The organism is Stenotrophomonas geniculata ATCC 19374 = JCM 13324 (genome assembly GCF_001431625.1).
In the GTDB taxonomy this organism is placed as follows: Bacteria; Pseudomonadota; Gammaproteobacteria; order Xanthomonadales; family Xanthomonadaceae; genus Stenotrophomonas; species Stenotrophomonas geniculata.
Map to the genome: position 1 here is coordinate 17,505 of NZ_LLXT01000148.1, position 21,108 is coordinate 38,612.

The following is a 21,108-nucleotide window of genomic DNA, read 5'->3' on the forward strand; positions in this document are numbered from 1 at the left end:
CCGCCACTGCCTGCGCAATGACGGGATGACGATGACCGGTGCCGCTCCCGCTGTCCTTTTGCCTGAGAGTTCAGCGGCGTAGGCCGCGTGCCCCTTCGGCGGATCGTCCCGGGCGTGCCCGGTGACCTCTCTCCAGCTCGGCGAGTCGAATGCATGGTTGGTGGGATTCCAGCCCACCGGCCTGAGCGATCATGGGAGCCTGCGCCTTCGGCGGGCGCCAGCGCGGCGCCTCTCTCCTGCATTCGGGTGCCAGTATATCCGCTGCAGTGCAGCACGGCATAATCCGGGCATGGCCCCGTCCCTCCGCCCCTGGTTCCTGTACCTGCTCGAATGCCGCGACGGCAGCTATTACGCTGGCATCAGCACCGACGTGGACGCGCGTTTCGCCGCCCACCAGGCCGGCAAGGGCGCGCGCTACACCCGGGCGCGGCCACCGCTGCGCGTGCTGGCCGTGCGCAAGTACCCGGACCGGGCCGCCGCGTCACGGGCCGAATGGCAGCTCAAGCAGCAGCCGCGCGAACGCAAGCTGGCCTGGCTGCAGGCACCGGATCCCGCGCTTCTGTAGAGCCGAGCCCACGCTCGGCTGTTGTTGCTGCTGCCTGATGGTGAAGCCGAGCATGGGCCCGGCTCTACAGTAGATCCACGCCATGCGTGGATGCGGCTTGCACATGCCATGATCGCCCAGCCCTCAGCGCTGGAGACCCGGATGTCCACGATCGCCCTGCTGTTCGCTCTTTCCGCAGCAACGAGCCCCGCCGCCGACCCGGCCACCCTCGCGGCCATCGAAACCACCTGCCACGACTATGTCGATGGCCAGCTGGAAGCCGACCCGCAGCGCGTCGCCCGCTCCCTGCACCCGGACCTGGCCAAGCGCGCTGTGCTCGGCGATACACCTGACGAACGCCTGGGCCTGCGCCGTATGTCGAAGGAAGAACTGGTCTCGCTGACGAAGCAGGGCGCGTTGAAGACCCCGAAGGATCAATGGGACCGCCGCTGCACGGTGCTGGACGTGACCGGCAACGCGGCGTCGGTGCGGCTGGAAACGCCGTGGTTTGTCGACTACTTCCACATGGGGCGCTTCGACCAGCGCTGGGTAATCGTCAACGCACTGTGGTACCCGAAACCGAAGGCGCCGTAGAGCCGAGCCCATGCTCGGCTTCTGCAAACCGCGCGAAGTGCAGCCGAGCATGGCTCGGCGCTACAGGAGCATGCGTGCGGCCCTAGCGCTTCGGTCGCCGGTCGTCCTGGTCATCACCGAAGATGATGCGCGCGCTGCGCTGGTAGCTCCAGTACGCCACGGCCCAGTTCAGCAGCACCACGATGCGGTTGCGGAAGCCGATCAGGAAGAACACGTGCGCGGCCAGCCAGAACCACCACGCCAGCACACCGGACAGCTGCAGCCGGCCCAGGTGCACGATCGCAGCCATGCGGCCGATCGTGGCCAGGTTGCCGAAGTCTGCGTACTTGAACGGGCCGGGTTCGGGCTTGCCGTGCAGGCGCGCGCGGATCACCTCGGCCACGTACTTGCCCATCTGCTTGGCCGCGGGCGCCACGCCAGGCACCGGCTTGCCGTTGGCCTGGTTCAATACGGCCAGATCGCCAGCCACGAACAGTTCCGGGTGGCCAGACAGGGTGAGGTCGGGTTGCACCTGCACGCGCCCGGCGCGGTCCAGCGGCACCTCCAGCGTGCGCGCCAGCGGTGAAGCGGCCACACCGGCGGCCCACACCACCGTGCGTGCCGGCACGAACTGATCGCCGAGCCTGAAGCCCTGGCTGTCGATGTCGCTCACCGGGGTGCCGGTCAGCACTTCCACGCCCAGCTTTTCCAGCTGCCGGCGCGCCTTCAGCGAAAGCACTTCCGGGAACGAGGACAGTACGCGCGGCCCGGCTTCGACCAGCCGCACCTTGGCGCTGGCCGGGTCGATGTGGCGGAACTCGTTGCGCAGGGTATGGCGCGCGATCTCGGCCAGCGTGCCGGCCAGTTCGACGCCGGTAGGTCCACCGCCAACCACGGCGAAGCTCAACCATGCGGCCTTCTTCGCCGGGTCCGGTTCGGCCTCGGCGCGCTCGAACGCCAGCAGCAGCTTGCGGCGCAGCGCGATGGCATCGTCCAGCGTCTTCAGCCCGGGCGCATCATCGGCCCATTGGTCGTTGCCGAAGTAGGCGTGGGTGGCGCCGGTGGCCAGCAGCAGGCTGTCGTAGTCCAGCGTGCTGCCATCGGCCATGCGGATCTGCCGGGCCTGCTTGTCGATGGCCACCACTTCGCCGAGGCGGACTTCCACATTGCGCTGGTGGCCGAGGATGTGGCGCAGCGGTGCGGCGATATCCGGGGCGGACAGGCCGGCGGTGGCCACCTGGTACAGCAGCGGCTGGAAGAGGTGATGGTTGCGGCGGTCGACCAGGGTGATGCGTATGCGCTCGCGGGCCAGGGCACGGGTGGCCCAGAGACCGGCAAAACCGCCGCCGACAACAACCAGGTGGGGAACGCGCTCGCGACTCATCGACTTACTCCAGTGGGGGCATTGGGGGAAGCGCCTGGCATCTTCGCATGATGGCCCCCTGTCACGTCAGCGCCCGCGTGGATCGGCGATACTCAGGTTCAGGCAACGGCCCGTGAGGAGCCCATGAGCGAACCGGAAAAGCGCATCGCCCTGTTGATCGACGCCGACAACGCGCCGGCCTCCAAGATCGACGAGGTCCTGGCCGAAGTCGCCCGCTACGGTGTGGCCAACGTACGCCGCGCCTATGGCAACTGGAAGAGTCCGCGTTTGAAGGGCTGGGAGGCGGTGCTGCACGAGTACGCGATCCGTCCGATCCAGCAGTTCGCCTACAGCAAGGGCAAGAACGCCTCGGACATGGCGATGGTGATCGACGCCATGGATCTGCTGTACGCGCGCAACCTCGATGGTTTCGCCATCGTCTCCAGCGATGCCGATTTCACCCCGATGGTGATGCGCCTGCTGACCGATGGCGTGAAGGTGTATGGTTTTGGCGAGAAGAAAACGCCGGAACCGTTCGTCAACGCGTGCTCGAAGTTCACCTATCTGGAAGCGCTGGGCCAGACCCACGCCAGCGTGCAGGATGCAGAGCAGTCATCGAACGAACAGGCACCGAACGAGCCGGTGGCCAATGACGATGCGCGCCCGCGCAAGAGCGGCGCGGAAATGCGCAGCGACACGCGGCTTGTGAAGATGCTGCGCCGTGCGGTGTCCTCGGCAGAAGGCGAGGATGGCTGGTCGCACCTGGGCCCGGTCGGCAGCCAGATCGGCAACCAGGCCTCCTTTGACCCGCGCAACTATGGCTACGGCAAGCTCAGCGACCTGCTGGCGGCCATCGGCCTGTTCGAGCTGAAGAAGGATGGCAAGTCGTCCTACGTGCGCGCGTTGCCGAAGAAGAACCGGTAACGCCCGGACCATGCCCGGCGGAAGCCCGATGCAGTCATCCTGCACGCACACACCCGCACCGATCAGGCGTATCGTTGCCGCTCGCATTGCCAGCAAGGAAAATCCGCATGTTGAAGATCTGGGGCCGCCGCAATTCCAGTAACGTCCGCAAGGTGCTGTGGTGCGCCGAGGAGATCGGCCTGCCGTATGAATCCATCGAAGTCGGTGGCAGCCACGGCGGCACGCAGACGCCGGAGTACCAGGCGATGAATCCCAACAGCCTGGTGCCGGTGATCGAAGACCACGGCCTGCCGCTGTGGGAATCGAACGCCATCGTGCGCTACCTGAGCGCCCGCTACGCGCTGGGCACCCTGTACGCCGAAGACCCGATGGAGCGTGCCCAGGCCGAGAAGTGGATGGACTGGAGCACCTCGCGGATGGCGCCGCTGTACACCGACCTGATCTGGGGCATCATGCGCACCGCCCCGGCCGACCGTGACGAATCGCGCATCAATGCCGCCATCGTGCGTGCCGGTGACTACCTGGCGATGGCCGATGCCACGCTGGCCAAACAGCCGTGGCTGTCGGGTGAGAAATTCGCGATGGGTGACATCCCGCTGGGCTCGCTGATCTATGCCTGGTTCGAACTGCCGATCCAGCGCCCGGAACTGCCGCACCTGGCCGACTGGTATGCCCGCCTGCGCGAGCGGCCGGCCTACCAGCGCGGCGTGATGTCGCCGCTGACGTAAGCGGGGCCGGGTCTTTTCCTGGAAAGAGAAGCAGCCGAGCATGGCTCGGCTCTACCGTAGTGCCGAGCCATGCCCGGCAGCACCGACCGGATCAATACAGGTCCGTCGGATCCACATCCAGCGACCAGCGCACCTTGCGTGCTTCCGGCAGCGCATACAGCTGCGGAACCAGTTGCCCGAGCACGCCGTGCAATGGCGGCCGCTGCACGGCAGACAGCAGCAGTTGCGTGCGTTGGTAACCGGCCCGCCGCGGCATCGGCGCCGGCATCGGCCCATACGCCTCCACCACGTTCTGCTCGCCCAGCAGCTGCCGCGCTGCCAGCAGGAATGCATTGGCATGCTCCACCTGCTGCGCCTCGGCGCGCATCAGCGCCAGATGCGCGAACGGCGGGAATCCGGCGGCCTGTCGCTGGTTCAACTCGGCTTGCGCGAACGGGTGGTAGCCACCACTCACCAGGGTTTCCAGCAACGGGTGCCCGGGGTGATGGGTCTGCAGCCAGACCTCCCCGGGATCACGTGCACGGCCCGCACGGCCCGCCACCTGGATCAGCTGCTGCGCCAGCTTCTCGCTGGCGCGGAAATCGGCCGAGAACAGGCCCTCGTCGATGCCGACCACCACTACCAGGGTCAGCTTCGGCAGGTCGTGGCCCTTGGCCAGGATCTGCGTGCCGACCAGGATGCCGGGCTGGTCGCCCAGCTTCGCCAGCTGCTGTTCCAGCGCGTCACGTCGCGACGTGGTACCGCGGTCGATGCGCACCACCGGGAAATCGGCGAAGGCCGCGGTGAGATGCTCTTCCAGGCGTTCGGTACCGATGCCCTGCGGCTGCAGCGCCAGGCTGCCGCAGGCCGGGCATGCCAGCGGCGCCGGTTGCCGCGCGCCGCAGTGATGGCACTGCAGGCGACGGCCGCCGCCATGCACGGTCATCGGTGCATCGCAGCGGTTGCACGGCGCGGTCCAGCCGCAGTCGTGGCACAGCAGTACCGGCGCGTAGCCACGGCGGTTCTTGAACACCAGCACCTGCTGGCCGCGCTGCAGGTGCTCGCCGATGCCGGCCAGCACATCAGCCGAGAGGCCATCGTGGAGCGGCCGCTTGCGCACATCGAGGATGCGCACGCGCGGTGGCCGCGCATCACCGGCACGCTGCTTCAGGCGCAGGTGGGTGTAGCGCCCGGCATAGGCGTTGTGCAGCGTTTCCAGCGAAGGGGTGGCACTGCCGAGCAGCACCGGAATGCCCAGCGCCTTGGCGCGCACCAGAGCGAAATCGCGCGCGTGATAGCGGATGCCGTCCTGCTGCTTGTAGCTGCCGTCGTGTTCCTCGTCGATGATCAGCAGCCCGGCCTGCGGCAATGGCGTGAACACCGCCGAGCGGGTGCCGACGATGACCTGTGCCTCGCCACGCGAAGCCGCAGCCCAGACGCGCGCGCGTTCGTTGTCGTTCAACCCCGAATGCAGTGCATGCACGGCGATGCCGAGGCGGCCGCGGAAGCGTGCCAGGGTCTGCGGGGTCAGGCCGATTTCCGGCACCAGCACCAGCGCCTGCCTGCCCTGTGCCAGGCAGTGGATGATGGCCTGCAGGTAGACCTCGGTCTTGCCGCTGCCGGTCACGCCATCCAGCAGGAAGGGTTGGAAGCCTTCGGCAGCGTTGATCGCGGCCACGGCCTCGGCCTGGTCCGGGTTGAGCGTGGGGCCGGGCAGTGGCTGCGCATGCTGCGGTGCCACCGTCATCGCCACGCGCTCGGCCAGCGCACGCTTGGCCAGGCTGCGCGCGGCGGTCCGCCAGTCCTCCATGCGTTCGCCCAGCACGTCCTCGTCCACGACGGCTTCGGCCAGCAGTTCTGCCAACTGTCGCGGGCGGCTGCCGGCGCGCAGCTTCCCGCGCTGGGCATGGCCTTCGGGGGTCAGCTGCCAGCCCCAGTGATGGATGTCAGGCAGGGTGTCGCCATGGCGCAGTGGGCCGGGCAGGGCGGTGCTGAGGACTTCGCCCAGCGGTGCGTGGGTGTAACGCGCCAGCCATTGCAGGCTCTGCCACAGCTCCCCCTGCAGCAGCGGCTGCGGGTCGCACCAGGCCAACGCCTGGCGCAGTCCCTGGCCGTCGTCGGTCTGGCCGTGCCCCACCACCACCCCGACCAGCTCGCGGTTGCCGAACGGCACCTTCAAGCGGCAGCCGACCGCAACCGTGGGGCCATCGCCCTCCGGCGACAGGTAGTCGAACAGGCGGGGCAGGGGGACGGGCAGGGCGACCTGCAAGGTCGGAATCGGTGAAAGCATCGGGCCAGTGTACCGGGCCATGCGCGCCCGAATGGCGGGGTGGGAGACGGCGGAGCGGCGCCCGTTGAATCATAAATGTCACCTAAATATCGGTGTCCATTGGAGATTCAGGCTTATCCACATGTTCTGTGGATAACGTTGTGCGTTACCGGTCGACGGGAACGCAGGAGGCCGATGGCGACGAGCTCACGCTTGGGTTGGTCAAAAAATCGCCATACTTAAAAGGAATTCAAAATCAAGGACTTAAGTGTGAAACATTGCTGAAACAGAGTGAATTCAGCTGCATGCCGCAGTTTCCCGCGCCGGGAGCGTGGTGCTGTGCACAACCTGCAGCACGAAGTATCCGTGGGCGCAAGTCCTACGGGCGTCGATTGCCTGCCGCTATCATTCCCCCAGACCTTTGGAGTGACCGATGACGGCTGTGCCCGCCCCTGTTTCCTCGACCGCGGCCGGCGCGCTGTCGGCGTTCCTGCGTGGCGTCGAGCGCCGCGCCCTGGTGGTGGCTGAGCTGCAGTGCGGCGATGCCGCGCGTGCCGAGCAGACCCTGGTGGCGGTGATGCGTGCCTTTGCCGCGGTCGCCAGTGACCTGCCGATGGCGCAGTGGCCGACCCGCTTCTGGACCCTGCTGGGCCAGCGCCAGGCGCTGCGCGAGCCGGTGGGCGGCCAGTGGGAACCGCCGCTGGCCGCGCTGGGCGAGATGGGACCGTCGCCGCGCCTGGCGCTGTTGCTGCGGGTGGGCGGCAGCCTGGATGAAGGTATCGCCATGCGCGTGCTTGACCAGGATGAAGCCGGCTACCAGCACCTGCTGGCCGAGGCCTGCCCGCGTGACGCGCACGGCCAACCCGATGCCTCGGCCTGGCGCCAGCTGGCCGAACAGGTGCAGTTGCGCATCCGCGACCTGCCCGCCAAACGCCTGCAGCAGCTGCAGCAGCCGGCCGCGCCGGCGGCCAACAATGAAGCCCCGACCTCCGGCTGGCGTGCGCCGCAGCGTGAAGATCGCACGACTGCCAATGGCAAGCGCCGCCGTTCGAACGCAAAGCCGCGCTGGCGCGGTCCATTGATCCTGCTGGTGACCGTGGTTGTGCTGTTGGCAGCCGCGCTGGGCTGGCGCTATTGGCAGGGCCATTCGTCTGGCAGCGACGCACCGCTGCCGGAAGGCGTGGTCGGTGAGGCGGGCCCCGTCACGGTGGAAGCACTGCCGCCAAGCAAGGTCAACGCCACGCCGGACGCGACCCCTGCGCAGGCTACGGACGACGCCACCATGCTGGCCGACCGCGACTATCCGCTGGTGGCCGATGCTGATCTGTATGCGTGGACCGCTGCTGGCGGCCCGCTGCCGGTGGACGAATCACAATCCAAGCCGAGCCGGCCCGAGCCGGCCAGTGCCACGCTGGAAACCGCTGCCGCCGATGAATAAGACCCTGCTCGCCAGCCTGCTGCTGGCCCTGCCGTTGTCGCTGTCCGCCGCGCCGCAGACCTTGAACGTGCCGCTGCCGCCGCCAGTGCCAGGCAGTTCACCGGCGGCTACGGCCCCGGCCACCACAAGCACGACACCCGCCGCGTTCGCCCAGCTTGACGCCCCGCAGCAGCGCCAGCGTCGGGCCGATTACGCGGCCTGGCGCGCCCTGCCGGAAGGCGAGCGCGAGCGGATCCGTCAGGCCGCTGCGCGATTCAATGCACTGCCAGCCGACCAGCAGCAGCGCCTGCGCCAGCAATTCCAGGCGCAGGACCAGGCGTTCCGCGAAGGCTGGCGGTTGGGCCCGCAGCTGGGCCTGGAGTTCCCCAAGCTGCACGGCCTGTTCGGGTTCGTGCCGCCGCAACAGCGCGAGGCCGCGCTGGCCGTGCTGCGCCAGCTCAGCCCGGCGCAGCTGGCCCAGCTCACCCTGGTCGCGCAGCGCACGCCGCCGCAGGAGCGCGACACGGTTCGCAGCGCGTTCCTCGCGGTGCCGGCCGCCGAGCGCGACACCTGGCTCAAGCGCCAGGCGGGTCAGTAAACAAAGGGGACGGAGGGGATTAAGTCGTGTTCGGCACAGTCGGGCTGGAAACGACTTAATCCCCTCCGTCCCCTTTCCTGTTCGTAACGCGATCGCAACGCGTGATGCTGGGGCCTGCCGGAACCCAGCATTCACGCCATGTCATGGGAATGCGCGCGCTGCACGCGTAAGATGACCGGCCGCAACCCGGTGCCTGTGCCCTTCGCGCGCAACCGCAGTTCGCGTCAAGCACCTTATGTCTACTGCAACCTCCACGCCGCGCTTCAGCAAGGAAGTCGGCGCCACCGGTCTGCTCGCCCTGCCGCTTGTGCTCGGGCATGTATCCACCGGTCTGATCTCCTTCGTCGACAACGTCATTGCCGGCCACCACGCCACCGCGACCCTGGCCGCGGTGACCATCGGCACGGCGCTGTTGTGGCTGCCGATGCTGATCCCGATCGGCACCCTGATCTCGCTCACGGCCTCGGTGTCGCAGCTGCATGGCGCCGGCCGCGAGCGCGAGATCGGCCCGCTGTTCCGCCAGGCACTGTGGCTGGCGTTGGGCCTGGGCCTGATCATGTTCACCTTCCTCACCGTGGTGCCGCCGCTGCTGCCGGCCTTCGGCATCGCGCCGGACATCGTGCCGGGCGCCACCGCGTTCCTGCATGCGGTGCGTTGGGGCGGCCCGGCGCTGACCCTGTATTTCTGCATGCGCTATCTGAGCGAGGGCATGCACTGGACGTTGCCGACCATGCTGCTCGGCTTCGGCGGCCTGCTGGTGCTGGCGCCGATGGGCTACGTGCTGGCCAACGGCAAGCTGGGCTTCCCGGAAATGGGTGCCGAGGGCCTGGGCATCGCCTCGGCGGTGATGATGTGGCTGCAGGCGATCGCCTTCGCCACCTACCTGTGGTTCACCAAGCGCTTCGCCCACCTGCAGCTGTTCTCGCACTTCGAAGGGCCGCGCTGGAAGGCGATCTGGGATCTGCTGCGCACCGGCCTGCCGATCGGCATCACCGTGCTGATGGAGGGCGGCCTGTTCATCGTCACCGCGCTGCTGATCGGCCGCCTCGGTGCCAATGAAGCGGCCGCGCACCAGATCGCGATCAACGTGGCGCAGCTGTGCTTCATGATCCCGATGGGCGTGGCCGAAGCCACCACCGTGCGGGTCGGCCATGCAGTCGGCCGTGGCGATGGCTTCGGCGTGCGCCGTGCGGCGTGGGCTGGCTACGCGATCATCATGGGCACGCAGACGTTGTCGGCGGCGGTGCTGCTGTTCGGCCACGATGCCATCGTCGGTGTCTACACCAACGACCTGGCGGTGGCCGGCCTGGCCTCCACCCTGCTGCTGTACGCGGCCACCTTCCAGTTCCCGGATGGCATCCAGGTACTGTCCGCCGGCGCACTGCGCGGCCTGAAGGACACCCGCGTGCCGATGTTCATCGCCATGTTCGCGTACTGGGGCCTGGGCATGCCGCTCGGCGCCGGGCTCGGCCTGGGGCTGGGCATGGGCCCGCAGGGCATGTGGATCGGCCTGATCGTCGGCCTGACCGCCGCCGCCATCCTGATGGGCTGGCGCCTGCGGCGCAGCAGCCTGCGCATCGGCCAGTCCGTACTGTCCTGATCCGCCCCGCCCGCCGCGATGACCCGTGGCGGGCGATCCCCTGACTTGTGTCCGATGCCGCATCACGCGGCACCGGCTATGCTGGCACCACGGCAAGAAGCCATCCGGAGCGTTCCATGAATCAACCCGTGCCCCCGTTGCCCCCGGCGCGTCGCAACCCCGTCGCCAGTTTCTTCATCGGGCTGTGGGACGTCATGAACTTCACCCGCCGGTTGATCCTCAACCTGGTGTTCTTCGGCCTGCTGTTCCTGCTGCTGGTGATGTTCGTCATCGCTGCCGGCATGGGCGCCGGTGCCAGCAAATCGCTGCAGGACCGCACCACCCTGGTGATCGCGCCGGAAGGCCGCCTGGTCGAGCAGTTCAGCGCTGATCCGGTCAGCCGTGCGCTGGCCAAGGCGGTGGGCGACAACGGTGCCGAAGAGATCCAGCTGCGCGACCTGCTGCGGGTGATCGAGTCGGCCAAGGAAGACAAGAAGATCGAACGCGTGGTGCTGGAGCTGGACAAGCTGCAGCCGTCGGGCTTCGCCTCGCTGCGTGAAGTCGCCGCCGCACTGCAGGACCTGCGCGCCTCCGGCAAGCAGCTGGTGGCTTACAGCGAGAGCATGGGCCAGTCGCAGTACCTGCTGGCCGCGCAGGCCGACGAGGTCTACCTGGATCCGATGGGGTCGGTGGTGCTCGAGGGCCTGGGCCGCTACCGGCAGTATTTCCGCTCCGGCCTGCAGGACAAGCTCGGCGTGGACGTGCACCTGTTCAAGGTGGGCGAGTACAAGTCCGCGGCCGAGCCGTACGTGCTCGATGCTGCGTCGCCGGCCTCCAAGGAAGCCGACCTGTTCTGGATGAACGACGTGTGGCAGCGCTACCTGGGCGACATCGCCAAGGCCCGTCGCCTGGACCCGGCACAGCTGGCCGCCGGCATCGACACGCTGCCGGAAGGCATCGCCGCTGCCGGTGGTGACCTGGCCAAGTTCGCCCTGCAGCAGAAGCTGGTGACTTCACTGAAGACCCGCGAGGAATTCGAGGATCTGATGATCGAGCGCGGCGTGGCCGACGACGATGCCGACGGTGGTTTCCGCAACGTCGACTTCGGCACCTACCTGGGCCAGCTCGATGCGCGCCGCAACCCGGTCGACAACCGTCCGCAGGTGGCGGTGGTGGTGGCCGCCGGCGAAATCAGCGGCGGCGATCTCCCGGCCGGCCGCATCGGTGGCGAATCGACCTCGGCGCTGCTGCGTGCCGCGCGTGACGATGAGAACGTGAAGTCCGTGGTGCTGCGTGTCAATTCGCCGGGTGGTGAAGTGTTCGCCTCCGAGCAGATCCGCCGTGAAGTGGTGGCCCTGCAGGCCGCCGGCAAGCCGGTGGTGGTGTCGATGGGCGACCTGGCCGCCTCCGGTGGCTACTGGATCAGCATGAACGCCGATCGCATCTATGCCGATCCGTCGACCATCACCGGTTCGATCGGCATCTTCGGCATGGTGCCGAACTTCAGCCGCGCGCTGGACAAGATCGGCGTGCACACCGATGGTGTCGGCACCACCCGTTTCGCCGGGGCGTTCGATGTCACCCGCCCGATGGATCCGGCTGTGGGCCAGGTCATCCAGTCGGTGATCAACAAGGGTTACGCCGACTTCACCGGTCGCGTCGCCGACGCCCGCAAGAAGCCGGTCGAGGCCGTCGACGAAGTGGCCCGTGGCCGCGTGTGGAGCGGTGCGCAGGCAAAGGAACGTGGCCTGGTCGATGCCTTCGGTGGCTTGAAGGATGCCGTGGCCGATGCCGCCAGCCGCGCCAAGCTGGGCAAGGCCGATGCCTATCGCGTGCGCTACATCGAGAAGGCGGCAACGCCGTTCGCGCAGTTCGTCAGCGGTTTCGCCGGCAGCCGTGCCGGTGCCTGGATGCTGTCCGACTCGGGCATGGCGCGGATGGTGCTGGCGCGCACGATGCCGGAAGTGGATACGCAGCTGCGCTTTGTCGAGAACGCGGCCCGCGAGAAGGGCAACGGCACGCCGGTGAAGGCGCTGGCGTACTGCTTCTGCGGGTTCTGACCAGAAGCCATCCACGCATGGCGTGGATCTACTGGAAACGCCCGGCCTTGGCCGGGCGTTTTCGTTTGCGGGGTTACTGCGTGGCGTCAGCCTCGGCCTTGCGCTCGCTCGCAGCGGCGTCATCGACGGTTTTCTGCACGCGCTTGGCGCGGTCCAGTGGCTGCTGGATCGCACGGGCCATGGCCTGCGGTTCCGGCGGCTTCTCCGGATTCGGCGTGGGCGGGCGCTGGCAAGCGGACAGCAGCACGGTGGCCAGCAGGGACGTGGACAGGATCAGGATGCGCATGGCGGCACTCCGTGATGGGCGTGCGGGCAGTGTCGCATCCTCGGCAGGGGGCGGCCGTGAGCGCGTATCCTTGCCGCATCGAAACACAGCGGGCGCGGCCCCGGAGAGCACATGACCCAGCAACGGTGGCGCCTGGACGGCCAGACCGCCCTGATCACCGGCGCCAGCGCCGGCATCGGCCTTGCCATCGCGCATGAACTGGCCGGCTTCGGCGCCGATCTGATGATCGTCGGCCGTGATATCGACATGCTGGAGACGGCGCGTGACGAACTGCTGGACGTGTATCCGCAGATGCAGGTGCATGCACTGGCTGCCGATGTCTCCGACGACGAGGACCGCCGCCAGATCCTGGACTGGGTGGAGGACCACAGCGATGGCCTGCACATCCTGGTCAACAACGCCGGCGGCAACGTCACCAAGGCGGCCACCGAGTATTCCGAGGATGAATGGCGGAAGATCTTCGAGACCAACCTGTTCTCGGCATTCGAGCTGTCGCGCTACGCGCATCCGTTGCTGGCCCGCCACGCGTCGTCGTCCATCGTCAACGTCGGCAGCGTGTCCGGCCTGACCCATGTGCGCAGCGGCGTGGTCTACGGCATGACCAAGGCGGCGATGCACCAGATGACCCGCAACCTGGCCGTCGAGTGGGCCGAGGATGGCATCCGGGTCAACGCGGTGGCGCCGTGGTACATCCGCACGCGGCGCACGTCCGGGCCGTTGGCGGACCCGGACTACTACGAGGAAGTGATCAACCGCACGCCCATGCGCCGCATCGGTGAGCCGGAGGAAGTGGCTGCAGCCGTGGGCTTCCTGTGCCTGCCGGCGGCCAGCTATGTCACCGGCGAGTGCATCGCAGTGGATGGTGGATTCCTGCGCTACGGGTTCTGATCGCTCTGCTGTAGAGCCGAGCCCTTGCTCGGCTGCACTCCGCCAACGGCAGCCGAGCCTGGCTCGGCTCTACAACAGATCCACCCCATGGGCAGGTGCGGCCATGCCGCCGCTGTCACCCCGGTACCGGGCAGTTGCTGGCTTCCAGCACGTCCTGCAGCCGCTTGCGTTCACCGCGCGCGGTATCGCGGTTCTCCGGCGCGGCAAAGCGCTCACGGCCGCGGGCATCGCGGAAGCGCTGCTGCCAACCACCGCAGCGCTGCGCTTCGGGAAGCGCTTCGCAGTGGTCGCGCACCACTTCACAGCTGGCGGCATTCACCGGCGTCACTCCGCCAAGGCCCTGTACCGTCATCAGCTCGCAGCGGCCGGGCGCGGCCTCGTACTCGTACAGGTAGCCGCCGCCCTGGCTGTCGGTGCACTGGAAGATCGGAGGAAGCGGCGGCTTCGGTGGACCATCACCTGCGGCGGCGCGGGCCTCAGCATCGCGGCGCAGCGTCGCGCTGTCGAGGATCTGGTCGTCTCCTTCGTGTTCGACCATACCTGCCTCCATGATCGTGCGTCCTTCATCCGCGCGTCGTGGCTTCGCTGGGGCCGCAGGGGCAACGGCCGCTCCGGCCGGCACCGGCGCGGGTGTTTCGACAGGGGCGGGTGCAGGTTCGGCCGCCACAGGTGCAGCGGCGGCCGGCTGCGAGTTGGCCGGGTCGGGTATGCGCAGCACCTGCTGCTTGCTGCCGGTGGGGCACGGCGTGCGCTGCAGGGTAGGGACGTCACTGCTGCTGGAGGTACAGCGGTAGATCACGCCCTCTTCGGCCAACGCGCTTCCAGGCAGCAGCACCAGAAGCAGCCAGATCACTCGGTTCATGCGCACAGCGTACAGGCTGCGACGGCCTGCTGCGCTCAGCGTTCGCAATCGCGCGACAGGCGCGCATCGATGCCGCGCTGTTCGTTGCTGATGGCGGTGCGTTCACTCTGCAGTGCGCTGTTGTAACGGCGATCCAGCTCCCAGCGGCGGTCACTCAGTCGCGCGCAGACTTCCTGCGGCGGCAACGCATGGCAGCTGTCGCGAACCAGCACGCTGCCGGCCGGGACCTGCACGCCCATGCCGATCGAGGAAGGGCGATAACCCGCGCCTTCGCCGATCGGCGTGCCGATGGCCGGGCGCGGACCCGGGTAGGCCGGGCCCCGATGGCCGTGTGGCAGCCAGACACTGGTCCACAGCGGCACCCAGCGCGGATTGCCTTCGTTGTTGTCGCTGGTATAGCGGCGTCCATCCTCGCTCACGCATTCGTACATCGGTTGCGGCGGCTGGATGTAGACGTGGCGGACTTCGCGCTCGCGGATGACCGGGGGTTCGCTGGGCGGCGGAGGCGTGGCATCACTGCGTACCACCCGTGGAGCGGGATCGCGCGGGCGCTGCAGGTCGCGTACCTGCTGGCGGCCGCTGTTGCAGGGCGTGTCCTGCAGGGCAACGGCGCCGTTGCTGGCAACGCAGCGGTACACCCGCACGTCCTCGGCCCCGGCGGCGGACGCCGTCCACGGCAGCAGCAGGCACAGGCTGAAGGTGGCGCGCAGCAGGCTCATGGCGGCAGCGTGCGTGATTGTCCGCGGCAGTGCAATCGGCAGCTCAGGAGCGCAGCACGTTGCCGCTGAGCGCGTCGCGTATGGGGGTGGGTTGGGCCAGGCCACCGGTCTGTCCGTCAAGGATGCCGTCGAGCAGGCGCAGCAGGCGCGGATCCAGCTCTTCGCGGCTGCGCGCCGGTGGTTCGCCGGCCAGATTGGCGCTGGTAGAGACCAGCGGGCCACCCCAGGCGCGGCAGAGTTCGGCCACCAGCGGGTGTGCGCTGATGCGCACCGCAATCCCGCTGTGTTCGCCGGTGACCCAGGGCTGCGCGCGCGGGCCGGCGGGCAGGATCCAGGTGTTGGCGCCGGGCCAGCTGGCCAGTACTGCGCGCTGGCGGGCGTCGGGCAGCGACTGCAGGCGCACCCAGCCTTCCAGCTGCGCCAGCTCGGCCGCGACCAGGATCATGCCTTTTTCGATCGGGCGCTGCTTCAGCCGCAGCACCATGTGCACCGCAGCTTCGTGCGAGGGATCACAGCCCAGGCCCCAGACCGCTTCGGTCGGGTAGGCGATCACGCCGCCCGCGCGGAGCGTGGCGACAGCAGAGTCCAGGGTGAGTTCTTTCATGGCGGCGACCGGCCCGGCGTGGGCCTTCATTATCCCCCGGCTGCGTGCAGAAGGGGTGGTCGGCGCGGACGGTAGGTGCGGACCGCTGGTCCGCACACCTTGCCCCTCATCCACGCATGGCATGGATCTACTTCTTTGCAGCGGCCTTCTTCGCCGGGGCCTTCTTGGCGGCGGCCTTCTTTACTGCTTTCTTGGCCGGGGCCTTCTTCGCGGCGGCCTTCTTGGCGCCAAAGCCCTTGCGCACCGGCTTGCCGGTTTCTTCCATCAGCTGCTGCACTTCGGCCAGGGTCAGCGATGCCGGCTCGCGATCCTTGGGGATCTTGCCGTTCATCTTGCCGTCGCTGATGTACGGGCCGAAACGGCCGTTCAGCACCTGGATGTCGCTGCCCTCGAATTCCTTGATGATCCGGTTGCGCGCGATCTCTTCCTTCTCTTCGATCAGGAACACGGCGCGGGCCAGGTCGATGGTGTACGGGTCGTCTTCCTTCTTCAGCGAGGCATAGGTGCTGCCGCGCTTGGCAAACGGGCCGAAGCGGCCGATGCCGACGCTGACCGGCTCGCCCTTGTCCTCACCCAGCGCGCGCGGCATCAGGAACAGCTCCAGCGCGTCTTCCAGGGAGATGGTGTGCATCGACTGGCCGGGGCGCAGCGAGGCGAACTTGGGCTTTTCTTCGGCATCTTCGGCGGTGCTGCCGATGGCGGCGTACGGCCCGAAGCGGCCCAGGCGCACGCTGACCGGCTTGCCGGTCTTCGGGTCGGTGCCGAGCTCGCGCGCGCCACTGGCCTCGGCACGGTCGACCGATTCCTTCTTGTCTTCCACCAGCTCCTTGAACGGCTCCCAGAAGCGGGCCATCAGCGGGATCCACTCTTCTTCGCCACGCGAGACGGCGTCGAGCTCGTCTTCGAGCTTGGCGGTGAAGTCGTAGTCCACGTACCGGGTGAAGTGGCTGGACAGGAACTTGGACACTGCGCGGCCGACGTCGGACGGGCGGAAGCTGCGGCCTTCCATTTCCACGTACTTGCGGAACAGCAGGGTCTGGATGATCGAAGCGTAGGTCGAGGGACGGCCGATGCCGTACTCTTCCAGCGCCTTCACCAGCGCCGCTTCGGTGTAGCGCGGCGGCGGCTGGGTGAAATGCTGTTCGGCCTGGATGCGTTCCAGCGGCACGCGGTCGCCGGGCTTCATCGCCGGCAGCTTGCGGCCTTCGTCCTCGTCCTCGGCGCTCTTGTTGTCCTTGCCTTCTTCGTACACGGCCAGGAAGCCGGGCACCACCACGGTGGTACCGCTGGCACGGAACACGTGCTCGCTGCCGGCCGACAGGTCGACGCTGACGGTATTGAGCGTGGCCGGGATCATCTGGCAGGCGACGGCGCGCTTCCAGATCAGTTCGTACAGGCGGCGCTCGTCGTCGGTGAGGAAGCGTGCGACCTGGGCCGGCGTGCGCAGCGCCGAGGTCGGGCGCACCGCTTCGTGCGCTTCCTGGGCGTTCTTGGACTTGGTCTGGTAGGTGTTCGGCTGGTCCGGCAGCGAGGCGATGCCGTAGTCGCGGGCGATCACATCGCGGATCTCGGCCAGCGCGTCCTGCGACAGGTTCACCGAGTCGGTACGCATGTACGAGATCAGGCCGACGGTGCCTTCGTCGCCGATGGCCACGCCTTCATACAGCTTCTGCGCCACCTGCATGGTCTTGCGGGTGGTGAAGCCGAGCTTGCGCGAGGCTTCCTGCTGCAGGGTGGAGGTGGTGAACGGCGGCGCCGGGCGGCGCTTGCGCTCCTTGCTGGCCACATCGGTGACATGCAGCGAGCCCTGCGCGGCCTGCTGGATGCGCATGCGCGCTGCTTCAGCGGTGTCGCCATCGGTGATGGTGAACTGCTCGAACTTCTGCCCGTCCAGCTTGATCAGCTTGGCGTTGAAGTGCTGCGACGGGTGTGCGCACTCGGCGGCGATCGACCAGTATTCGCGGGCGATGAAGGCTTCGATCTCTTCCTCGCGCTCGACGATCATGCGCAGCGCCGGGCTCTGCACGCGGCCGGCGGACAGGCCACGCTGGACCTTGCGCCACAGCACCGGCGACAGGTTGAAGCCGACCAGGTAGTCCAGCGCGCGGCGCGCCTGCTGGGCATCGACCAGATCGCTGGCAATCGCGCGCGGCTGGCTGATGGCCTCCTTGATGGCGCGCGGCGTGATCTCGGTGAACACCACGCGCTGCATCGGCTTGTCCTTGACCAGCCCGCGTTCCTTCAGGATTTCGGCGATGTGCCAGCTGATCGCCTCACCCTCGCGATCCGGGTCGGTGGCCAGCAGGATGTCGTCGGCGCCCTTGGCGGCCTTGGCGATCGCATCGACGTGCTTCTCGTTCTTGTCGATCACGTCGTAGTGCATGGCGAACCCGTTGTCCGGGTCGACCGCGCCTTCCTTCGGGATCAGGTCGCGCACGTGCCCATACGAGGCCAGGACCGTGTAGTCCTTGCCGAGGTATTTGTTGATCGTCTTGGCCTTGGCCGGCGATTCGACGATGAGCAGGTGCTTGGGCATGTCAGGAAAGGTCTGTGGGCGGACCGGGGGAGAGGGGCCGCTAGGGTGGAGCAAACGGCCGCATTAGTGAAGCGGCCACGGGCAAATCCATAAACTGAACGCCCGGTAATGTGCCGGGCGTTCAGGTTTCACCTTATTAGAGGAATCACGCCCGGCCAGCCCATGTCAAGCAGCCAGGCGTGAGGATGGCCGTTCATGAGGCCATCTTGGCGATGAAGCCGACCGCGAACACCAGCAGGACCACGCCCGCCAGCGACAGCAGGCCGGTCAGCACGAGCACCAGCACGGTCACCGTGCCCAGCTCGCGGCGCTGCAGCTGCGGCTGGTCGGTGTAGGCCCAGCGGTCGACCACCAGGGTGTCGCAGATCATGTCGTGCAGGCCCTGCTTGCGCTCGGTGAAGGCCGCCATCAGGAAACCGATGCCGAGGGTGAAGCTGCTCAGCAGCATGGCCCAGTAGCGGCCAAATGCGCGCGCCTTGGTCAGGCGCTCGCCGTTGCCACGCACGACCTTGATGCCGACCGCCATCTTGCCCAGCGTGGCGCCGCCCTGCGAGGCGTGGAACCAGGTGTAGTAGGCCATGCCGATGCAGAGGTTGATCAGGGCACTGGCCAGCTGCGCCACGATCTCGATGGCCGATTCGCCACTGCCCACCGCGCCCATGCTGGCGCCGAGGATCGCACCGAGGATGGCACCGATGATGCTGCCGGGGATGACCAGCACGAAGTAGTCGATCATGTAGGCCGCCACACGCTTCCAGAAGCCTGCGTAGACCACTTCACCGCCAACCACCGGCTGTGCGTGGCCACCGCCGCCGGCGGCGGCTGGAGCGCTGTATGGCGAGCTGCTGAGTGCGCCGGTGCCGGGCAGCGGGGCGCTGCCGTTGTCGATGGCGGCATAGTCGCCACGCAGGTCGAAACCGCCGCTGCTGGTGGCAGTGCTGGCATCGGCCAGCGTCTGCAGGCCGAGCTCGTCGACCACCTGGCGCAGTGCAGCCCATTGGGCCATGCCCTCGCGCCAGACCAGGGTGTCCAGGTTGAGCTGGCCACGCTGGAAGCGCTGGCGGATCTCCTGGACCGGCAGCGGGCCCTGGCGTTGCTGTCCTTCGGCGTAGTACCACTCAGTCATTGCATGTTCCCTGTTGAATCATCCTTGGAGGTGCTGGCGTGCGCGTGGCTCAGCCGCGGCACGACGGCGGCAGGTACTTGTCGTTGCTTTCGCCACTGCATTCCCAGCGGCCGCTGTCGCGATCGTATTCCAGCCACAGCAGGTCGCCATCGAGGCTCTTGCCGGGCAGCGCCAGGGTGGCTTCGATGCCACAGTGGCCATTGTTGAAGCGACCGATGTTCACCGCCGACAGCCCTGCATGGGCGAAGTCACCCGGGGCCGGGAAGCCGGCGTCGTTGGCACCGGGGCAACGGCCTTCGTCATCGGCGAAATGCTGCACCTGGTCCTTCAACGGCTGCAGTGCGGTCACTGCGCCGGCGACCTTGGCGCGCACGGTGTAGTCGTTGTAGGCAGGCAGCGCGATGGCGGCCAGGATGGCCACGATCGGTACCAGCACCAGCAGCAGGCCGCCGCCGATGATGGCGGTCAGTGCGCAACCGGACAGCTTCTTCTTCGGCGCCGGCAGGGCGGTGGCCGATGCACTGGTGGTGTAGGGGGTGGACGGCGGCAGTACCGGCGGCTGCGGCGGAGGCGGTGCCACCGGTTCCGGTTCGGGCTCGGGTTCCACGGGTGGCGTGGCAGCGTCCAGCGCCGGCACGATCAGGCCGAGTTCGTCGACCACGGTGCGCAACGGCTGCCATTGCGGCAGGCCGTCGCGCCAGACCAGGGTGTCCAGGGAGATCTGGTTGTTGCGGAACAACTCGACCAACTGTTCCGCTGGCAGCGGACCCTGCTGCCGGTTGCCTTCTGCATGGAACCACTCGCTCACGGGGACGCTCCTGAATGCGCTATGCCCCCAAGTGTACGGTCAGTGCAGGGGTTCTGGCTCGTCCATGAACATCTGCGTCTCCATCCAGGCATACGCCGCCTCGGAGCCAGGCTGGTTGAACAGCACCATCAGTACGACCCACTTCAGGTCGTCCAGGTCCAGTTCGTCCTGGTCCAGGGCCATCGCCCGGTCCAGCACCAGCTCGCGCTGGTCGGCGTCGAGGATGCCGTGCTGTTCCAGGTACAGCAGGAAGCCGCGGCATTCCACGTCCAGCTTGTCCAGCTCGGGACCGTGGTAGACGCGCACGGGGCCATCGACCCGTGCCTGGGCCACGCTCGGCCGCTGCGCGGCCAGGGCATCGAGCCAGTCGAATGCCTTGTTGATCTCGGTTGGGCTGAAACCGGCCTGGATCAGGCCGTTCTGGAGCGAATCGCGGTCACGGATCAGGTCCGCATCTTCGCTGAAATAGTGTTCAAACAGGTACAGCAGTACGTCCAGGATGCTCTCTTTCATTGCCCCTCGGCCTGCGTCGCGCGACGCTGTGGAGGTGAAGAAACTAGGGAGTTCGACAGTAGCGGCCGTGTACGCACACCACGATTCCCGCCAGTTCCATGGCCAGCAGCATGGAGGACACCTGGGGCGCCGTCAATCCACAGCGCGTGATCAGTGAATCCATACTGCTTGGGTTGTGGTCCAGGGCCCGCCACAAGCACTGGTAGTCAGGGTCGTCGGCCCAGCGCGCCGGCAGGAGTACCGGCGGTGCCTGTTCAGTGGGGGTGGCCAACCGTGATTGCAAGCCCGGCAGCTGCTGGCGGAGGGCGGGGGCCAGCAGTTCCAGGACCTCCTCCGGGCGCTCGACCAATGCAGCACCCTCACGGATCAGCCGATGGCAGCCCGCCGCGCGTGGATTGAGCACCGAGCCGGGCAGGGCGCAGACCTCGCGGCCGGCTTCGGCGGCCAGGCGTGCGGTGATCAGGGCGCCGGAGCGCTGGGCGGCCTCGACCACCACCGTCGCCAGTGCCAGCCCGGCCACCAGCCGGTTGCGGGCGGGAAAGTGGCCGGGGCGTGCCGGCGTGCCTGGCAGGTACTCGCTGAGCACCGCGCCTTCGGTAGCGATCCGGGCCTGCAGGCGGGCGTGGCTGTCCGGGTAGGCCCGGTCCGGGCCGGTGCCGATGACCGCCACGGTGCAACCACCGGCGTCGAGTGTCGCCTGGTGGGCGGCGGCGTCGATGCCCGCCGCCCACC

General features: G+C 67.9%; 20 protein-coding genes and 2 riboswitches. Of the genes, 9 read left to right on the plus strand and 11 right to left on the minus strand.

The features are described from left to right. Positions 1–42: 42 nt before the first annotated feature. Positions 43–146: riboswitch (glycine riboswitch) on the minus strand. Between the two features lie 13 nt (positions 147–159). Then, a riboswitch (glycine riboswitch) is annotated at positions 160–249 on the minus strand. A gap of 40 nt (positions 250–289) precedes the next feature. Further along, complete coding sequence (locus ARC63_RS19825; RefSeq protein WP_057504203.1) at positions 290–565, plus strand: GIY-YIG nuclease family protein; 276 nt, start codon at positions 290–292, stop codon at positions 563–565. 141 nt (positions 566–706) lie between these two features. Continuing rightward, the gene (locus ARC63_RS19830; protein ID WP_057504204.1) at positions 707–1,138 is read left to right on the plus strand and encodes a nuclear transport factor 2 family protein; all 432 of its coding nucleotides are present in this window, start codon (positions 707–709) and stop codon (positions 1,136–1,138) included. Positions 1,139–1,220: 82 nt separating this feature from the next. On the opposite strand, the gene ARC63_RS19835 is transcribed toward ARC63_RS19830, so the two are convergent. Then, positions 1,221–2,501 carry an NAD(P)/FAD-dependent oxidoreductase gene (locus ARC63_RS19835; RefSeq protein ID WP_049452933.1) on the minus strand — a complete coding sequence of 427 codons (1,281 nt, stop codon included), beginning with the start codon at positions 2,499–2,501 and terminating at the stop codon, positions 1,221–1,223. 123 nt (positions 2,502–2,624) lie between these two features. Here ARC63_RS19835 and ARC63_RS19840 point away from each other — a divergent pair, with 123 nt between their 5' ends. Then, entirely contained in the window at positions 2,625–3,404 is a 780-nt protein-coding gene (locus tag ARC63_RS19840; RefSeq protein ID WP_046984251.1) for an NYN domain-containing protein, read from the plus strand. A 107-nt stretch (positions 3,405–3,511) separates the two neighbouring features. Then, on the plus strand, positions 3,512–4,132 hold the full coding sequence (locus ARC63_RS19845; RefSeq protein WP_010481150.1) for a glutathione S-transferase family protein: 621 nt from the start codon (positions 3,512–3,514) through the stop codon (positions 4,130–4,132). A gap of 91 nt (positions 4,133–4,223) precedes the next feature. On the opposite strand, the gene ARC63_RS19850 is transcribed toward ARC63_RS19845, so the two are convergent. Then, positions 4,224–6,401 (minus strand): primosomal protein N', encoded by a 2,178-nt coding sequence (locus ARC63_RS19850; RefSeq protein ID WP_057504205.1) that lies wholly within the window; start codon positions 6,399–6,401, stop codon positions 4,224–4,226. A gap of 412 nt (positions 6,402–6,813) precedes the next feature. Here ARC63_RS19850 and ARC63_RS19855 point away from each other — a divergent pair, with 412 nt between their 5' ends. The 4 genes from ARC63_RS19855 (at position 6,814) to sppA (ending at position 12,034) form a co-directional block, all read left to right on the plus strand. Continuing rightward, positions 6,814–7,818: a hypothetical protein gene (locus ARC63_RS19855; RefSeq protein ID WP_057504206.1), complete on the plus strand. Its 1,005-nt coding sequence runs from the start codon at positions 6,814–6,816 to the stop codon at positions 7,816–7,818. Beyond that, complete coding sequence (locus ARC63_RS19860; RefSeq protein WP_010481155.1) at positions 7,811–8,395, plus strand: DUF3106 domain-containing protein; 585 nt, start codon at positions 7,811–7,813, stop codon at positions 8,393–8,395. Before ARC63_RS19855 ends, ARC63_RS19860 begins: the two co-directional genes overlap by 8 nt. A 235-nt stretch (positions 8,396–8,630) precedes the next feature. Then, positions 8,631–9,995 (plus strand): MATE family efflux transporter, encoded by a 1,365-nt coding sequence (locus tag ARC63_RS19865; RefSeq protein ID WP_010481157.1) that lies wholly within the window; start codon positions 8,631–8,633, stop codon positions 9,993–9,995. A gap of 116 nt (positions 9,996–10,111) precedes the next feature. Beyond that, positions 10,112–12,034, plus strand: coding sequence for a signal peptide peptidase SppA (gene sppA / locus ARC63_RS19870; RefSeq protein ID WP_019338929.1), 1,923 nt, complete (start codon positions 10,112–10,114; stop codon positions 12,032–12,034). A gap of 73 nt (positions 12,035–12,107) precedes the next feature. Here the strand turns inward: sppA and ARC63_RS19875 are convergent, their stop codons facing one another. Further along, positions 12,108–12,320, minus strand: coding sequence for a hypothetical protein (locus ARC63_RS19875; protein WP_010481162.1), 213 nt, complete (start codon positions 12,318–12,320; stop codon positions 12,108–12,110). A 111-nt stretch (positions 12,321–12,431) separates the two neighbouring features. On the opposite strand from ARC63_RS19875, the gene ARC63_RS19880 reads away from it, so the two are divergent. Continuing rightward, the gene (locus tag ARC63_RS19880; protein ID WP_010481164.1) at positions 12,432–13,208 is read left to right on the plus strand and encodes an SDR family oxidoreductase; all 777 of its coding nucleotides are present in this window, start codon (positions 12,432–12,434) and stop codon (positions 13,206–13,208) included. Between the two features lie 115 nt (positions 13,209–13,323). On the opposite strand, the gene ARC63_RS19885 is transcribed toward ARC63_RS19880, so the two are convergent. The 8 genes from ARC63_RS19885 to ARC63_RS19920 form a co-directional block, all read right to left on the minus strand. Next, positions 13,324–14,070, minus strand: a complete 747-nt coding sequence (locus ARC63_RS19885; RefSeq protein WP_057504207.1) for a hypothetical protein — start codon at positions 14,068–14,070, stop codon at positions 13,324–13,326. A 35-nt stretch (positions 14,071–14,105) separates the two neighbouring features. Then, positions 14,106–14,789 (minus strand): DUF4124 domain-containing protein, encoded by a 684-nt coding sequence (locus ARC63_RS19890; protein WP_057504208.1) that lies wholly within the window; start codon positions 14,787–14,789, stop codon positions 14,106–14,108. 43 nt (positions 14,790–14,832) lie between these two features. Beyond that, on the minus strand, positions 14,833–15,423 hold the full coding sequence (gene tsaC, locus ARC63_RS19895) for an L-threonylcarbamoyladenylate synthase type 1 TsaC (protein WP_082587922.1): 591 nt from the start codon (positions 15,421–15,423) through the stop codon (positions 14,833–14,835). A gap of 97 nt (positions 15,424–15,520) precedes the next feature. After that, positions 15,521–17,929, minus strand: coding sequence for a DNA topoisomerase I (locus ARC63_RS19900; protein WP_057504210.1), 2,409 nt, complete (start codon positions 17,927–17,929; stop codon positions 15,521–15,523). A gap of 193 nt (positions 17,930–18,122) precedes the next feature. Further along, on the minus strand, positions 18,123–19,055 hold the full coding sequence (locus ARC63_RS19905) for an RDD family protein (protein ID WP_010481172.1): 933 nt from the start codon (positions 19,053–19,055) through the stop codon (positions 18,123–18,125). 49 nt (positions 19,056–19,104) lie between these two features. Then, on the minus strand, positions 19,105–19,863 hold the full coding sequence (locus tag ARC63_RS19910; protein ID WP_019338922.1) for a pilin: 759 nt from the start codon (positions 19,861–19,863) through the stop codon (positions 19,105–19,107). 39 nt (positions 19,864–19,902) lie between these two features. Continuing rightward, the gene (locus ARC63_RS19915; RefSeq protein ID WP_005411195.1) at positions 19,903–20,376 is read right to left on the minus strand and encodes a DUF494 family protein; all 474 of its coding nucleotides are present in this window, start codon (positions 20,374–20,376) and stop codon (positions 19,903–19,905) included. 43 nt (positions 20,377–20,419) lie between these two features. Continuing rightward, the coding region (locus tag ARC63_RS19920) for a DNA-processing protein DprA (RefSeq protein WP_139042447.1) at positions 20,420–21,108 on the minus strand (689 nt) is incomplete at its 5' end.

What these genes read in the sequence shown, in the direction of transcription:
- ARC63_RS19840 (WP_046984251.1), top strand. Translation starts at nt 2,625, where the DNA reads ATGAGCGAACCGGAAAAGCGCATCGCCCTGTTGATCGACGCCGACAAC.
- tsaC (WP_082587922.1), bottom strand. Translation starts at nt 15,423, where the DNA reads ATGAAGGCCCACGCCGGGCCGGTCGCCGCCATGAAAGAACTCACCCTG.
- ARC63_RS19875 (WP_010481162.1), bottom strand. Translation starts at nt 12,320, where the DNA reads ATGCGCATCCTGATCCTGTCCACGTCCCTGCTGGCCACCGTGCTGCTG.
- ARC63_RS19915 (WP_005411195.1), bottom strand. Translation starts at nt 20,376, where the DNA reads ATGAAAGAGAGCATCCTGGACGTACTGCTGTACCTGTTTGAACACTAT.
- ARC63_RS19850 (WP_057504205.1), bottom strand. Translation starts at nt 6,401, where the DNA reads ATGCTTTCACCGATTCCGACCTTGCAGGTCGCCCTGCCCGTCCCCCTG.
- ARC63_RS19855 (WP_057504206.1), top strand. Translation starts at nt 6,814, where the DNA reads ATGACGGCTGTGCCCGCCCCTGTTTCCTCGACCGCGGCCGGCGCGCTG.
- sppA (WP_019338929.1), top strand. Translation starts at nt 10,112, where the DNA reads ATGAATCAACCCGTGCCCCCGTTGCCCCCGGCGCGTCGCAACCCCGTC.
- ARC63_RS19900 (WP_057504210.1), bottom strand. Translation starts at nt 17,929, where the DNA reads ATGCCCAAGCACCTGCTCATCGTCGAATCGCCGGCCAAGGCCAAGACG.
- ARC63_RS19885 (WP_057504207.1), bottom strand. Translation starts at nt 14,070, where the DNA reads ATGAACCGAGTGATCTGGCTGCTTCTGGTGCTGCTGCCTGGAAGCGCG.
- ARC63_RS19825 (WP_057504203.1), top strand. Translation starts at nt 290, where the DNA reads ATGGCCCCGTCCCTCCGCCCCTGGTTCCTGTACCTGCTCGAATGCCGC.
- ARC63_RS19845 (WP_010481150.1), top strand. Translation starts at nt 3,512, where the DNA reads ATGTTGAAGATCTGGGGCCGCCGCAATTCCAGTAACGTCCGCAAGGTG.
- ARC63_RS19890 (WP_057504208.1), bottom strand. Translation starts at nt 14,789, where the DNA reads ATGAGCCTGCTGCGCGCCACCTTCAGCCTGTGCCTGCTGCTGCCGTGG.
- ARC63_RS19905 (WP_010481172.1), bottom strand. Translation starts at nt 19,055, where the DNA reads ATGACTGAGTGGTACTACGCCGAAGGACAGCAACGCCAGGGCCCGCTG.
- ARC63_RS19865 (WP_010481157.1), top strand. Translation starts at nt 8,631, where the DNA reads ATGTCTACTGCAACCTCCACGCCGCGCTTCAGCAAGGAAGTCGGCGCC.
- ARC63_RS19835 (WP_049452933.1), bottom strand. Translation starts at nt 2,501, where the DNA reads ATGAGTCGCGAGCGCGTTCCCCACCTGGTTGTTGTCGGCGGCGGTTTT.
- ARC63_RS19880 (WP_010481164.1), top strand. Translation starts at nt 12,432, where the DNA reads ATGACCCAGCAACGGTGGCGCCTGGACGGCCAGACCGCCCTGATCACC.
- ARC63_RS19860 (WP_010481155.1), top strand. Translation starts at nt 7,811, where the DNA reads ATGAATAAGACCCTGCTCGCCAGCCTGCTGCTGGCCCTGCCGTTGTCG.
- ARC63_RS19830 (WP_057504204.1), top strand. Translation starts at nt 707, where the DNA reads ATGTCCACGATCGCCCTGCTGTTCGCTCTTTCCGCAGCAACGAGCCCC.